Origin of the sequence: Cellulophaga sp. L1A9 (assembly GCF_009797025.1) — a bacterium.
GTDB lineage: Bacteria > Bacteroidota > Bacteroidia > Flavobacteriales > Flavobacteriaceae > Cellulophaga.
Window position 1 is genome coordinate 2,717,914 of sequence record NZ_CP047027.1, and the last position, 14,528, is coordinate 2,732,441.

General features: G+C 35.4%; 13 protein-coding genes. 12 read left to right on the forward strand and 1 reads right to left on the reverse strand.

The window, feature by feature from the left end; all coding sequences use genetic code 11:
• Positions 1-13: 13 nt before the first annotated feature.
• The gene (locus tag GQR94_RS11810) at positions 14-778 is read right to left on the reverse strand and encodes an alpha/beta fold hydrolase (RefSeq protein WP_158979590.1); all 765 of its coding nucleotides are present in this window, start codon (positions 776-778) and stop codon (positions 14-16) included.
• A gap of 258 nt (positions 779-1,036) precedes the next feature.
• On the opposite strand from GQR94_RS11810, the gene mraZ reads away from it, so the two are divergent.
• From mraZ to ftsA, 12 genes are read left to right on the forward strand one after another with little or no spacing between them, the layout of a single operon-like run.
• Positions 1,037-1,501, forward strand: coding sequence for a division/cell wall cluster transcriptional repressor MraZ (gene mraZ / locus GQR94_RS11815; RefSeq protein WP_158975693.1), 465 nt, complete (start codon positions 1,037-1,039; stop codon positions 1,499-1,501).
• A complete protein-coding gene (gene rsmH / locus GQR94_RS11820; protein ID WP_158975694.1) occupies positions 1,488-2,396 on the forward strand; it encodes a 16S rRNA (cytosine(1402)-N(4))-methyltransferase RsmH in 909 nt (302 codons plus the stop codon). Before mraZ ends, rsmH begins: the two co-directional genes overlap by 14 nt.
• Positions 2,397-2,398: 2 nt before the next feature.
• Complete coding sequence (locus tag GQR94_RS11825; RefSeq protein ID WP_158975695.1) at positions 2,399-2,716, forward strand: FtsL-like putative cell division protein; 318 nt, start codon at positions 2,399-2,401, stop codon at positions 2,714-2,716.
• Positions 2,716-4,719: a penicillin-binding protein gene (locus GQR94_RS11830; protein ID WP_158975696.1), complete on the forward strand. Its 2,004-nt coding sequence runs from the start codon at positions 2,716-2,718 to the stop codon at positions 4,717-4,719. The genes GQR94_RS11825 and GQR94_RS11830 overlap by 1 nt, the downstream gene beginning before the upstream one ends.
• On the forward strand, positions 4,716-6,179 hold the full coding sequence (locus tag GQR94_RS11835; protein ID WP_158975697.1) for a UDP-N-acetylmuramoyl-L-alanyl-D-glutamate--2,6-diaminopimelate ligase: 1,464 nt from the start codon (positions 4,716-4,718) through the stop codon (positions 6,177-6,179). Before GQR94_RS11830 ends, GQR94_RS11835 begins: the two co-directional genes overlap by 4 nt.
• Before the next feature lie 55 nt (positions 6,180-6,234).
• A complete protein-coding gene (mraY, locus tag GQR94_RS11840; RefSeq protein WP_158975698.1) occupies positions 6,235-7,455 on the forward strand; it encodes a phospho-N-acetylmuramoyl-pentapeptide-transferase in 1,221 nt (406 codons plus the stop codon).
• A gap of 1 nt (position 7,456) precedes the next feature.
• Positions 7,457-8,791: a UDP-N-acetylmuramoyl-L-alanine--D-glutamate ligase gene (gene murD, locus GQR94_RS11845; protein WP_158975699.1), complete on the forward strand. Its 1,335-nt coding sequence runs from the start codon at positions 7,457-7,459 to the stop codon at positions 8,789-8,791.
• Between the two features lie 6 nt (positions 8,792-8,797).
• Positions 8,798-10,000 (forward strand): FtsW/RodA/SpoVE family cell cycle protein, encoded by a 1,203-nt coding sequence (locus tag GQR94_RS11850; RefSeq protein ID WP_158975700.1) that lies wholly within the window; start codon positions 8,798-8,800, stop codon positions 9,998-10,000.
• Positions 9,987-11,078 carry an undecaprenyldiphospho-muramoylpentapeptide beta-N-acetylglucosaminyltransferase gene (murG, locus tag GQR94_RS11855; protein WP_158975701.1) on the forward strand — a complete coding sequence of 364 codons (1,092 nt, stop codon included), beginning with the start codon at positions 9,987-9,989 and terminating at the stop codon, positions 11,076-11,078. Before GQR94_RS11850 ends, murG begins: the two co-directional genes overlap by 14 nt.
• A gap of 31 nt (positions 11,079-11,109) precedes the next feature.
• Positions 11,110-12,462: a UDP-N-acetylmuramate--L-alanine ligase gene (murC, locus tag GQR94_RS11860; RefSeq protein WP_158975702.1), complete on the forward strand. Its 1,353-nt coding sequence runs from the start codon at positions 11,110-11,112 to the stop codon at positions 12,460-12,462.
• Entirely contained in the window at positions 12,452-13,171 is a 720-nt protein-coding gene (locus GQR94_RS11865; protein ID WP_158975703.1) for a cell division protein FtsQ/DivIB, read from the forward strand. The genes murC and GQR94_RS11865 overlap by 11 nt, the downstream gene beginning before the upstream one ends.
• Positions 13,172-13,174: 3 nt before the next feature.
• On the forward strand, positions 13,175-14,521 hold the full coding sequence (gene ftsA / locus GQR94_RS11870) for a cell division protein FtsA (protein WP_158975704.1): 1,347 nt from the start codon (positions 13,175-13,177) through the stop codon (positions 14,519-14,521).
• Positions 14,522-14,528 lie beyond the last annotated feature (7 nt).

Consider the following 14,528-nt stretch of genomic DNA (forward strand, 5'->3'; position numbering starts at 1 on the left):
TATTTTTTTTCTCTTAGAATTTTCGGGCTTTTAGCCAAGCTTCTAATAGGGTATTAAATTCATCAGGGTGTTCCATCATTGCTGCATGGCCACACTTGTCAATCCAGAATAAATCTGAATCAGGTAATAATTTATGAAAATCAACAGCTACATCAGGAGGTGTAACATTGTCATTTCTACCCCAAATAATACACGTAGGTGTTGTCATTTTAGGTAAATCTTTTGCCATATTGTGGCGTATTGCACTTTTTGCAATAGCCAAGGTTTTTACAAGCTTTATTCGGTCATTAACAGTCGCAAAAACTTCATCGACAATTTCTGGCGTAGCAACCGCAGGATCATAAAAAACATCTTGGGCTTTTTTCTTTATAAATTCATAATCACCTCTTCTTGGGTAGCCATCTCCCATTGCACTTTCATACAATCCAGAGCTTCCTGTTATGATTAAGGCTTTTACGTTTTTTGGGTATAATTTTGTGTGTAATAAACCAATATGCCCACCCAAAGAATTTCCTAAAAGAATAACATCTTTTAGTCCTTTGTGTTTTATAAACTCATCAACAAATTTAGCGAAACTTTTAACTGTAGTTTTTAAAAGGGGTTTCTCGTATATCGGTAATTCTGGCACTAAAATTTTGTATCCTTTATCTGGGAAATAATTCAGAACTCCCTCAAAATTACTTAAACCACCCATTAACCCATGTAAAACGATTATTGGAGTGCCTTCGCCTACTTCAATATACTTGTATTTGCCTTCCGTGATTAACTCTTCTTCCATTAATGTAGGTTGTATTCTGTAATGGCAAATATAGACATTTCCTAATAATACATCTATACTTGTTTTAATGTCATTTAACAATCCAATTTTATGCCTTGAATTATTGTTTTCTGAAAATTAAATGTCGGTTTTTGAGTCTTTTTCAGAAGTTATTAGACCTCTAATATATTAGAATTTATTAACAATGTGGTAAATAGTGGTAAATAGTGGTAATAAAATCAATATATTTGAGTTATAATTTGAAACAAGGACAATAAAGTGATCAATTTCATTGGAACATATGATTGTAAAGCGGACGCTAAAGGTAGGGTAATGCTGCCTGTTGCGCTTAAAAACCAGATGTCTCCGGTGTTAACAGATGGTTTTGTAATCAAGCGTTCTGTCTTTCAGCCTTGTCTAGAATTGTATCCAATGAAAGAGTGGAATCTTTTAATGGAGAAAATGAATAAAAAAAATCGCTTCATCAAAAAGAACAATGATTTTATACGTCGTTTTTCTGCGGGTGTTAAAGTGGTAGAGATTGATGCGACGGGAAGATTATTAATTCCTAAGAACTTAATTGATGTTGCAAATATAGCAAAAGAGGTAGTGTTAAGTTCAGCTATAAATATTATTGAAATTTGGGATAAAGACAGCTACGAAAAAGTGTTGGAGGATACCACTCTTGACTTTGCGGAGTTGGCAGAAGAAGTAATGGGAGGAGACGAAGATGAATTATCATAATCCAGTTTTATTAAAGGAGTCTATTGATGGGCTAAATATTAAAAGTGACGGCATTTACGTGGATGTTACTTTTGGTGGTGGAGGTCACTCAAAAGAAATTTTGAGCCGTTTGGGTGAGAAAGGAAAGTTGTATGCTTTTGATCAAGATGAAGATGCGCTTAAGAATGCTATTGATGATGAACGGTTTGTGTTAATTCATGAAAATTTCAGATTCATTGGACAGTTTTTGAAGTTTTACGGTGTGAAAAAAGTAGACGGAATCTTAGGCGATTTCGGAGTGTCATCGCACCAATTTGATGTTGCAGAACGTGGGTTTTCTACTCGTTTTGATGCTGATCTGGATATGCGAATGAGTAAGCGAAATGCAGTTTCTGCTTTTGAGGTGGTAAACAACTATACGTATGATGATCTGCGTAGAGTCTTATTTCAATATGGTGATTTAAGAAATGCAAATGCCATAGCAACTGCAATTGTTGCAAACAGAGAAGAAGCGCCAATAAAGACTACAGATCAGTTAAAATCTGGATTAAAGCAGTTTTTGCCAGCACGTGTTGAGCATAAAATATTGGCTCAAATTTATCAAGCGATTCGTATCGAGGTGAATCAGGAGATTGAGGTAATTAAAGAGTTTTTGTTGCAAGTACCAGATTTGTTGAACGAAGAAGGTAGGTTGAGTGTTATTAGCTATCATTCTTTGGAAGATAGATTGGTAAAGAACTTTTTTAGATCTGGAAAATTTGAAGGGGAGCCGGATAAGGATTTTTATGGAAACATGAATCTACCACTTAAAAAAATAGGGGGATTAACAGTTCCTTCAAAAAAAGAGGTTGCTAGCAATAATAGAGCGCGTAGTGCAAAATTAAGAATAGCGGCAAAAGCAAAAGCAAAAAAATAGTCATGAGAAAGGGCTTGTTAGATATCTTAAAAGGAAAGTTTTTAGTGAGTGGGGACGCTCCTAAAAATTGGATTTTTATCATTTTCACTTCTTTTTTAGCAGCAGTGATGATTGCTAGTTCTCATGGTGCGGATAGTAAGGTGCATCAAATAGCAGCTTTGAATGAAGAGGTAAAAGAATTGCGAAGTGAGTTTATTGATGGGCAAACAGATGTTCAGAAATTAAAGCTTGAATCGGAAATATTAAAAACAGTGCGTGAAGATGGGTTGTATCCTTCGGAAACGCCACCATATAAAATAAGAGTTAAATCGGCTGAATAATGGCGGTTACAGATAAAAAAATATTAACAAGACTATATGTAGTAGCGGTATTTCTGCTGCTATTCGCTGTTGCAGTGGTTGTAAAGCTTTTTAGTATTCAGTTGGTAGATGGGGATAAGTACCGTCAATTGGCTGAAGATCGTACGGAAAGGGTTTTTACGATTACTCCTAACCGTGGAAATTTATATTCTGCAGACGGTAGTTTATTAGCGACCTCTGTTTCTCGTTTTAATATTCGTTTTGATGCGGTAACCGTAAAGGATAAGGATTTTAAAGAAAATATTAAACCCTTATGCCAGTCCTTATCAAAATTATTAGGTAAGCCTGCAGCACATTACGAGCAGATTTTTCGCAAAGCAAAAGCAAATAAAAATAGGTACGCATTAGTGGTTAGGAACCTAGATTATTCAGATTATATACAGGTTAAGAAATTTCCGTTATTTGAAAAAGGACCTAACCGTGGTGGTATTGTTGTAGAACAAAATACGGTTCGCGAGCATCCTTTAGGTAAGATAGCGGAGCGGAGCGTAGGGTATGAAAGATTTGATAAAAATGGCTATGCGACTCGTGTTGGTTTAGAAGGCGCTTTTACAGAATATTTAAGTGGAATCAAAGGAAGTCGTCTTAAGCAGAAAATAGCAAAAAACCAATGGAAACCTATTGGGATGGATAACATTGTAGAACCAAAAGATGGGTATGATGTATATTCTACTATAGATGTAAATATACAAGATATTGCCCACCATGCTTTATTGGCGCAATTAGAAAAGTATAAGGCAGATCATGGTTGTGTGATTGTTATGGAAACCAAGACAGGTGAGATAAAAGCAATTTCAAACCTAGGGAAAACAGAGGGTGATAAATATTACGAACGTTTAAATTATGCTATAGGAGAGTCACATGAACCTGGGTCTACATTTAAATTAATGTCCATGGTAGTGGCGCTTGAGGATAATGTTATAGATACCAGTACAGTTATTGATACGGAAAAAGGCTTATTTAAAGTGTACAATAAAACAGTAAGAGATTCTAAATGGGGTGGTTATGGGAAAATTTCTGCAGCTAAAGCTTTTGAGGTTTCTTCAAATACCGCTTTCGCTAAGATCATTTATAATAACTATAAGGATAACCCAGAAAAATATGTCAATCGCTTAATGAATATGGGGCTGAATAGAAAGCTTGATCTTCCTATTAAAGGAGAAGGGGCTCCTGTAATTCGCTATCCAGGTGATAAAGGTTGGTCTGGTATTTCTTTGGCATGGATGTCTCATGGGTATGAAGTTTCGCTGACGCCTTTGCAAACGCTTACATTTTATAATGCGATTGCAAATGATGGGGAAATGGTTAAACCGCGACTTTTAAAAGAGGTAAAAGAGTGGGATAAAAGTATTTTTAAGTTTGATAAAGAAGTAATAAATCCATCTATCTGTTCGCAAGAAACGATAGGAAAGGTAAAAGAAATGTTGAAGAATGTGGTAGAGAAAAAGTATGGTACAGGCCACAGCTTGTATTCGCCAAACTTTTCTATGGCCGGTAAGACAGGAACAGCACAGAAGAATTATGTAGCTAAAGATCCTGATAAATTACAATATATCTCTTCTTTTGCAGGCTATTTTCCTGCGGACAACCCTAAGTATTCTTGTATCGTAGTGATTCATGAGCCAGATAGAAAAGTAGGTATTTACGGGGCAGATGTTGCCGGTCCAGTATTTAAATCTGTCGCTCAAAAAATATATACCACTTCTCCTTTAGTAGATGAGGTAGATGGTTTAGAAATTAGTGATCCTGGTTTGGAGAAAAAGTACGAGCAGTATTATGCTGAAGCGTCAAAAAAATATAGCAAAGTGCCAAATGTAGAAGGTATGAGTGGCATGGATGCTATTGCAATTTTAGAAAATTTAGGATTAAAAGTTAGAGTTACCGGATACGGTAAAGTAAAAAAACAGTCTGCAAAAGGCGTAAATATTAGCGCAGCAGGAGTAATTGTATTGGAATTATCATGAGAGCACTTAAAGACATATTGTTTGGGGTAAGTATTACTGCGGTTAGCGGTTCTACTTCTGTTGTGGTAAATTCTATTTGCTTCGATTCGCGTATCGTAACTGTAGATGATGTTTTTATTGCAATAAAAGGAACTATTACTGATGGACACGAGTATATAGCTAAGGCTATTTCGCTTGGCGCAAAGACAATTATCTGTGAGGAAATGCCAGTAACTATTGTCGATGGTGTTACGTATGTCGCCGTAGATAATGGAAATAAAGCCTTGGCAATTATGGCGTCTAATTTTTATGACAATCCGTCTAAAAATTTAAGACTAGTTGGTGTTACAGGAACAAACGGGAAAACAACGGTAAGTAGCTTGTTGTATCAACTATTTAAGAAAGCAGGTTTTAAGGTGGGACTTATTTCTACCATAAAAATCATGGTAGACGATACTGAATATAAAACGAGCCATACGACGCCAGATGCTATGACAATAAATCATCATTTAAAATTGATGAATGATGTGGGGGTTGAATTCTGTTTTATGGAGGTGAGTTCTCATGGGATACACCAAAAACGTACAGAAGGTTTAGCTTTTGAAGGAGCTATTTTTACAAATCTATCTCATGATCATTTAGATTATCATAAAACCTTTGCGGAGTATAGGGATACTAAAAAATTACTTTTTGATAATCTTCCTAAAAAAGCTTTTGCCCTTACCAATATTGATGATAAGAATGGGCTAGTGATATTGCAGAATACAAAGGCAAGAAAGTATACCTATGCGCTAAAAACGTATGCCGATTATAAAGCTCAAATATTAGAGAATCAATTTAATGGACAGCTTTTAAAAATTGATGGTCATGAAGTATGGTCAAAATTAATAGGAGATTTTAATGCCTATAACATGTTGGCAATTTATGGTACGGCACACCTTTTAGGTTTGGAGCAACTTGAAATATTACGGCTTTTGAGTGAATTAGAGAATGTTGATGGTAGATTTCAATACTTTATTTCTAAAGAAAGAATTACGGCAATTGTAGATTATGCGCATACGCCAGACGCACTTAAAAATGTGCTTGATACTATTAATAAATTGAGAACAGGAAATGAAAACGTAATCACTGTTGTAGGGTGTGGTGGCGATAGGGATAGGTCTAAGCGTCCGGTTATGGGGCGTATTGCTTCAGAAATGAGTACTACAGTGGTTTTTACTTCTGATAATCCAAGAACAGAAAAGCCAGAAGATATACTAAAAGAGATAGAGGCAGGGGTAGAAGCTCAAAATGTTAGAAAAACATTGACTATTGAAAATAGAGAGCAAGCAATAAAAACCGCTTGTCAATTGGCTAATTCCAATGATATTATTTTAATCGCAGGAAAAGGTCATGAAACCTATCAAGAGATTAACGGTGTGAGAGCTCATTTTGATGATTACGAAATGGTTCAAAGTTTATTGAAGAACTTAAATAAATAAAACAACTAGAATTACTAGTATAGTAATTGTAAACCAAAAAGACACAAATTAGAGTATGTTATACTATTTGTTTGAATTTTTAGAAAAAAATTACCAAATACCAGGTGCTGGACTGTTTCAGTTTATCACTTTTAGGGCAGCATTAGCGGTATTAACTTCGCTTTTGATTGCAACGGTGTATGGTAAAAAAATAATTCTTTTTCTTCAAAAAAAGCAAATAGGAGAGACTGTTCGTGATTTAGGTTTAGATGGGCAAAAGCAAAAAGCAGGTACGCCTACAATGGGTGGCTTAATTATCATTTTAGCTACTTTAATTCCGGTACTATTATTTGCTAAGCTTGATAATATTTATGTCATTCTTTTGATAGTTACTACTATTTGGATGGGAATCATAGGTTTTATAGATGATTATATTAAAATATTTAAAAAAGATAAGGAGGGCTTACAAGGAAAATTCAAAATTTTAGGGCAAGTTGTTTTGGGGCTAATTGTAGGGACTACACTGTACTTCCATCCAGAAGTGACTATGAAAGAACGTAGTCAGAGTGTGATTACAACAGCATACACATTAGAAAAAGTGGCAGGTGCAGAAGTCAAATCCGTAAGAACTACCGTTCCTTTCTTTAAGAATAACGAGTTAGATTATACGTCGTTCATTGGTTGGATGGGTGATGGTGCTAAAGAATATGCTTGGTTAATATTTATTCCTGTAGTCATTATTATTGTAACGGCAGTATCAAACGGAGCCAATCTAACAGATGGTATTGATGGTTTAGCCGCAGGTTCATCGGCTATTATTGTCCTCACCTTAGGGATTTTTACGTGGATTTCAGGGAATATTATATTCTCCAATTATCTCGACATTATGTTTATTCCTAGAGCAGGTGAACTCGTGGTATTTGTTGCTGCATTTGTGGGTGCTTTGGTTGGGTTTTTATGGTACAATGCATTCCCTGCTCAAGTATTTATGGGAGATACAGGCAGTTTAACGATTGGAGGAGTAATTGCCGTAATTGCAATTATCATCCGTAAAGAATTATTGATTCCTGTTTTATGTGGAATCTTCTTCGCAGAATCTATCTCTGTGATGTTACAGGTGGGGTATTTTAAATACACTAAAAAGAAATTTGGAGAAGGAAAGCGTGTTTTTCTCATGGCTCCATTGCACCACCATTATCAAAAGAAAGGGTATCACGAGAGTAAAATTGTGACGCGCTTCTGGATTGTTGGAATTTTACTTGCGGTAATCACTGTGGTAACCTTAAAAGTGCGATAAGATGCAGCGACTGGTAATTCTTGGTGGAGGAGAAAGTGGCGTAGGAACCGCCATTTTGGGGAAGAAAAAAGGATATGAAGTTTTTGTTTCTGATAAAGGGACAATTAAAGATAACTATAGAAAAGTTCTTGAGCATTTTGAAATTGAATGGGAAGACCAGCAGCATACAGAAGAAAAAATTCTGAATGCAGATGTGGTTATGAAAAGTCCAGGTATTCCTGATAAGATTGCGTTGATTCAGAAATTAAAAGAGAAAGGCGTTCCTGTGATATCGGAAATAGAATTTGCATATAAATATACGGATGCAAAAATTATTGGAATTACAGGTAGCAACGGGAAAACTACCACGACAATGTTAGTTAATCATCTTTTAAAAAGTGAAGGCTTGCATGTGGGAATGGCAGGTAATATTGGCGATAGCTATGCGAAAATGGTGGCGGAAAATGATTTTGAATATTACGTATTGGAAATCAGTAGCTTTCAATTAGATGGTATTGTAGATTTCAAGCCGCATATAGCAATTCTTACCAATATATCGCCAGATCATTTAGATCGGTATGAGTATAAGTATGAAAACTATATCGCATCAAAATTTAGAATTGCAGAAAACCAGACAGAAGATGATTATTTCATTTATGATGCGGATGATAAAGACTTAACGGATTGGTTAGAAAAACACCCTGTTAAAGCAAAATTAATGCCCTATTCCATTGAGAGAACGATAGAAGAAGGCGCATTTAGTACAAACGAAGACATAACGATTACAACTAACAACGACACACTGAAAATGAAAACAGATTCTTTATCCTTAGAAGGAAAACACAATCTTAAAAACACAATGGCAGCTTCTACAGCGTCAAAACTTATTGGTATTAGAAAAGAAACTATTCGTAACAGTGTAGCCAATTTTCAAGGTGCTGAACACCGTTTAGAAAAGGTATTAAAGATTCATCATGTAGAATACATTAATGATTCTAAAGCTACGAATGTAAATGCAACCTATTATGCTTTAGATAGTGTGAGAACTCCAACAGTTTGGATCGTTGGTGGTGTAGATAAGGGTAATGATTACAAATCATTGATGCCTTTAGTTCGTGAAAAGGTAAAAGCAATTATCTGTCTTGGAAAAGACAATACAAAAATAATTGAAGCTTTTGGTAATGTGGTAGACCTTATTGTAGAAGCCTATGATATGTCGGAAACCGTAAAAATTGCCTATAAAATGGCGGAAAGAGGTGACACTGTTTTGTTGTCGCCAGCATGTGCAAGTTTTGATCTTTTTGATAATTATGAAGATCGTGGAAATCAATTTAAAGCAGCAGTAAAAAACTTATAATAACAGATGGAATTTTTCAACAAAATAAGCGGAGATAAAGCAATTTGGGCTATAGTAGCCTTACTTGCCTTGTTTTCTTTTTTACCAGTTTACAGCGCAAGCAGTAATCTGGTATACGTTGTTGGGAATGGTACAGGTACTACGTTAAGCTTTTTATTTAAACATGGTCTTTTATTGGCATTAGGTTTCGGAATTATTTATGGTGTACATAAAATTCCGACGCACTTCTTTAAAGGACTTTCGTTAATTGCAATGCCTATCGTTTTATTGCTATTGGTATATACCTTGGCGCAGGGAACAACTATAGGAGGAGCAAATGCAAGTAGATGGATTCGTTTGCCGCTAGTAGGTTTTACGTTTCAAACATCAAATTTAGCCGCTGTGGTCTTGATGGCTTATGTAGCGCGTTATTTGACGAAAATAAAAGATAAGACAATTGGCTTTAAGGAAAGTATTTTGCCTTTATGGTTGCCGGTTTTTTTGGTGTTAATATTAATATTGCCGGCCAACTTTTCAACCGCGGCAATTATCTTTTTTATGGTAATGGTCCTGTGTTTTTTAGGAGGATATCCTATTAAGTACTTATTAGGGATTATAGGGAGTGGTATTTTAACATTAACCCTTTTTATCTTAGTCGCTAAAGCGGCTCCAGATTTATTTCCTAACCGTGTAAACACATGGCAAAATAGAATAGAAAATTTTGCAAATGACGAAGATAGTGATGCTGATTATCAAATTGAAAAAGCAAAGATTGCTATTGCTACTGGAGGAATAATAGGTAAAGGTGCTGGTAAGAGTATTCAAAAGAATTTTTTACCACAAAGTTCTTCCGATTTTATTTTTGCCATTATTGTGGAAGAATATGGGCTTGTAGGAGGAATGGTTTTGGTTTTTTTCTACCTGTTATTGCTTTTTAGAATTGTGGTAGTTGCTAATGGAAATACAACAATTTTCGGAAAGTTATTAGTCGTTGGTGTAGGATTGCCTATCGTTTTTCAGGCATTTATAAATATGGCTGTGGCTGTAGAATTGTTTCCTGTAACAGGGCAAACATTACCGCTTATTAGTAGTGGAGGAACCTCTACTTGGATGACGTGTTTGGCTATAGGTATTATATTAAGTGCGAGTAATAAGGAAACGATTGAAGAATCAAGTAGTGCAGAAATAGATGATACGAACCCTTTAGAAGTATTGAGTGGGCAATTATAAATTTATACTATCTGGAGGTGGCACAGGCGGACATATATATCCGGCAGTGGCAATCGCGAATGAATTAAAGCGCAGGCACCCTAGTGCTGAGTTTTTATTTGTGGGTGCAAAAGATAGAATGGAAATGGAAAAAGTGCCTAATGCGGGGTACAAAATAGAAGGTCTATGGATTTCTGGGTTACAACGCAAATTGACTTTTAGGAATTTAATGTTTCCTTTTAAGTTAATTAGTAGTCTGGTAAAAGCTGGTGGCATAGTTGAAAAATTTAAGCCAGATGTTGTCATTGGAACAGGTGGCTTTGCAAGTGGACCGCTTTTAAAAAGAGCCTCAGGAAAAGGAGTGCCTTGTGTATTGCAAGAACAGAATTCTTTTGCAGGAATTACCAATAAACTATTGGCAGAGAAGTCTAGGAAAATATGTGTAGCCTATGATGGCATGGAAAAATTTTTTCCAGCAGATAAAATTGTAAAAACAGGAAACCCTGTTCGAGAAGATTTGGTAACTATGGCAGCAACGCAGAAAGAAGCATTGGCTTTCTTTGGATTAGAGGAGTCTAAACCAACCTTAGTCGTCCTAGGAGGGAGCTTGGGAGCAAGAAGAATAAATCAGCTTATTGAAAAGGAATTAAGATTCTTTGAAGAATTAGGAATACAATTGGTATGGCAATGTGGTAAGTTGTATTATGAAGAGTATAAAAAATATCAATCAGATAGCGTAAAAGTATTTGATTTTTTAAATAGAATGGATTTTGCATATGCGGCAGCTAATTTTGTGATTAGTAGAGCAGGAGCAGGTTCGGTGTCTGAATTGTGTATTGTTGGGAAACCAGTCATCTATATTCCTTCGCCGAATGTAGCAGAAGATCATCAAACTAAAAATGCCATGGCTTTAGTAGAGAAAGATGCTGCTTTGATGGTTAGAGAAAGTGATTTGGCTTCACAATTTGAAAGTATTTTTTCCGTCCTTTTCAAAGACGAAGAAAAACAAAAGGAGTTGAGTGTAAATAGTAAAAAGATGGCGATGCCAAATGCTACAAGTGATATTGTAGATGAAATTGAAAAATTATTAAAAAAATAAAATAGGCCTTAAGGTAACTTGGGTAATAATTATGAACATGAATCAGATACATAGCGTATATTTTTTAGGGATAGGCGGCATAGGAATGTCGGCCTTAGCTAGGTATTTTGTGTATTTAGGTAAGATTGTGGGTGGTTATGATAAAACGGCTTCACCGCTTACCTTAGAATTGGAAGCGGCAGGTATGGCTGTTCATTATGAAGATGATGTGACCTTAATAGCGCCTAATTTTTTAGATAAGGAGACTTGTTTAATTGTGTATACGCCTGCGGTTCCTCAAGATCATTCAGAATTAAATTATTTTATTGATCATAAATTTGAAATAAAGAAACGTTCAGAAGTTTTGGGTCTAGTAACCAATGAGACTTTTTGTTTGGCAGTAGCGGGTACACATGGTAAGACAACAACCTCTAGTATTTTAGCGCATATTTTAAAAGAAGCGCAATTGCCAATGACCGCTTTTTTAGGAGGGATCTCTGAAGATTTTGGGAGTAATTTTTATTTTCAAGGAGCTGAATTTTCGGTGGTAGAGGCAGATGAATTTGATCGTTCATTTTTACGATTATCGCCAGATATAGCTTGTATTACGTCTATGGATGCAGATCATTTAGATATATACGGCACAGGAGAAGAATTAGAGAAGTCTTTTAGAGAATTTGCTGCTCGATTAAAAGTAGGTGGTAAATTATTTATTAGAAAAGGATTGCCTATTGAGGGTATTACGTATGGTATTGAAGATGATGCTGATTATTGTGCGAAAAATGTAGCTATAGTTAATGGTGTTTATGTTTTTGATCTTCAAACGCCTACAGTTTTATACAAAGGGATACGTTTTAAGAAACCAGGGAGACACAATTTGTTAAACGCTATTGTAGCTTTAGGGATGGCCTTAGAGGCAAATGCAAAGCCAGAAAAATTATTTCCAGCCTTAGAAAGTTTTAAAGGGGTTAAGCGTCGTTTTTCCTATAGAATAAAGAATGGTAATTTTGTGTTTATTGATGATTATGCGCATCATCCGACCGAGATAAATGCTGTATTTGAGGCGGTTACAGAAATGCATCCGAATAAAAAAGTATTGGCGGTTTTTCAACCACATTTATTTTCAAGAACGAGGGATTTTGCTGATGATTTTGCTAAAAGTTTGTCGAAATTTGCAAATGTTTTGTTGTTGGATATTTATCCGGCGAGAGAAAAGCCAATAACGGGTATTACATCGGAATGGTTGTTGCAAAAGATAACGTGTCAGAATAAAAAAGTAATAAAGAAAACAGAATTAATTACAGAGATACAGAAACAAGCTCCGGAAGTATTAATAGTTATGGGTGCTGGTGATATAGGTTTAGAAGTTGTGAAAATTCAAAAAGCTATAGCAAATGAAAATTAATTGGAACATTGTAAAGGCAATAATCTTATTGCTCACGGTAACAGGGCTTTTTGCATTTTCTAATAATAGACATAGCAAAAAACCAATTTCAGAACTGGATGTAATGTTCACAGATGAGAATAATTTATACGTGACTACGGGCATGGTTAATAAATTGTTAATACAAAGTTTCCAAGGGTTTGATATGGTACCTAAAGAAAATTTAGTTTTGAATAACATGGAAAAGGCCATTGAGGCCAATGAAATGGTTAAAAAGGCACAAGTATACCTCACGGTAAATGGAAAATTGACGACAAAAATCGCTCAACGTAACCCCATTGGTCGTGTGGAAAGTGGTACAATATATTATCTGGATGATGAAGGAAAGCGTATGCCGCTATCTAGAAATCATTCCGCGAGGGTACCTGTTATTACAGGAAACATTACCGACGATAGTTTAAAAGAAGTACATTTTATATTAGACTATATCAATGGAGATGATTTTTTGCATAAAAATGTAATAGGTATTCAGGTATTAAATAACCGAAAATATCAGTTAAAATTTAGAACAGAAAGTTTTGTAGTAAACCTTGGAAAAGCAGAGGAGTTAAGTCAGAAGTTTAACAAATTTAGAGCTTTTTATAAAAAAGGGAAAAAAGATAATTCGCTTGCGCAATATAGTTTAGTGAGCTTAGAGTATAATAATCAAGTAGTGTGCACCAAAATTTAAGATATGGAACAAGGTAAATATTCAGTTGGTTTAGATATTGGAACTACTAAAATAGTTGCCATTATTGGTAAGGAGAATGAATATGGGAAGATTGAGATTTTAGGGATTGGAAAATCTAAAAGTCTTGGTGTGCATAGAGGTGTTGTTAATAATATTACGCAAACGATACAATCTATTCAGCAGGCTGTAGAGCAAGCAGAATCTAATTCAGGATTAAAAATTGGTTCTGTAGTTGTAGGTATCGCAGGTCAGCATATCCGTAGCTTACAGCATAGCGATTATATAACCAGGGATGATTCTGAACAGGTTATCAATGAGGATGATGTAGATAAGTTATGTAATCAAGTATATAAACTGATCATGCTTCCTGGTGAAGAAATTATCCATGTGTTACCACAAGAATATAAAATTGATGGTCAGGCAGAGATAAAAGAACCAATGGGAATGTATGGCGCTCGTTTAGAAGCTAATTTTCATGTAGTTGTAGGTCAAGTGTCCTCAATAAAAAATGTAGGACGCTGTATTAAGAGTGCAGGCTTAGATTTAGGGAGCATTACATTGGAGCCATTGGCATCAGCTAATGCGGTATTGAGTCAAGAAGAAAAAGAAGCAGGTGTAGCTTTAATTGATATAGGAGGAGGTACAACAGATTTGGCTATTTTCAAAGATGGTATTATTCGCCATACGGCAGTAATCCCATTTGGGGGAAATGTTATTACGGAAGATATCAAAGAAGGCTGCTCTATTATCGAAAAGCAAGCAGAATTATTGAAAATAAAATTTGGTTCTGCATGGCCTGGCGAGAATAAAGAAAATGAGATTGTTTCGATACCAGGATTACGTGGGAGAGAACCAAAGGAAATAACGCTTAAAAACTTATCTAAGATTATTCATGCAAGAGTTGTGGAAATTGTAGAACAAGTATATGTTGAGATTAAGAATTATGGTCATGACGAGCAGAAGAAAAAATTAATTGCAGGGATTGTATTAACGGGTGGTGGAAGCCAGTTAAAACATTTAAAGCAATTGGTAGAATATATTACAGGTATGGATACCAGAATTGGGTATCCAAACGAACACTTAGCTGGTGATTCTGATGAGGAAATTGCGAGTCCATTATATGCAACAGCAGTTGGGCTTTTAATGAATGCATTGAAAACAAAAGCTAAGAGTGAGGCAATTGAGGCTGAGGAGGAAGAACTGCAAAGTCAATTGCCAGAAAATGAAATGAATGATGATACTACTGATGGAGAAACTACAGTAGTACAACCGGAAATCCATAGAGAACGTAAATCTATATTTGACAAATGGTCAGATAAGTTAAAAGACTTTTTGGATAACGCGGAATAAAAAAGCA

What these genes read in the sequence shown, in the direction of transcription:
- GQR94_RS11810 (WP_158979590.1), bottom strand. Translation starts at nt 778, where the DNA reads ATGGAAGAAGAGTTAATCACGGAAGGCAAATACAAGTATATTGAAGTA.
- rsmH (WP_158975694.1), top strand. Translation starts at nt 1,488, where the DNA reads ATGAATTATCATAATCCAGTTTTATTAAAGGAGTCTATTGATGGGCTA.
- GQR94_RS11825 (WP_158975695.1), top strand. Translation starts at nt 2,399, where the DNA reads ATGAGAAAGGGCTTGTTAGATATCTTAAAAGGAAAGTTTTTAGTGAGT.
- GQR94_RS11830 (WP_158975696.1), top strand. Translation starts at nt 2,716, where the DNA reads ATGGCGGTTACAGATAAAAAAATATTAACAAGACTATATGTAGTAGCG.
- GQR94_RS11835 (WP_158975697.1), top strand. Translation starts at nt 4,716, where the DNA reads ATGAGAGCACTTAAAGACATATTGTTTGGGGTAAGTATTACTGCGGTT.
- mraY (WP_158975698.1), top strand. Translation starts at nt 6,235, where the DNA reads ATGTTATACTATTTGTTTGAATTTTTAGAAAAAAATTACCAAATACCA.
- murD (WP_158975699.1), top strand. Translation starts at nt 7,457, where the DNA reads ATGCAGCGACTGGTAATTCTTGGTGGAGGAGAAAGTGGCGTAGGAACC.
- GQR94_RS11850 (WP_158975700.1), top strand. Translation starts at nt 8,798, where the DNA reads ATGGAATTTTTCAACAAAATAAGCGGAGATAAAGCAATTTGGGCTATA.
- murC (WP_158975702.1), top strand. Translation starts at nt 11,110, where the DNA reads ATGAACATGAATCAGATACATAGCGTATATTTTTTAGGGATAGGCGGC.
- GQR94_RS11865 (WP_158975703.1), top strand. Translation starts at nt 12,452, where the DNA reads ATGAAAATTAATTGGAACATTGTAAAGGCAATAATCTTATTGCTCACG.
- ftsA (WP_158975704.1), top strand. Translation starts at nt 13,175, where the DNA reads ATGGAACAAGGTAAATATTCAGTTGGTTTAGATATTGGAACTACTAAA.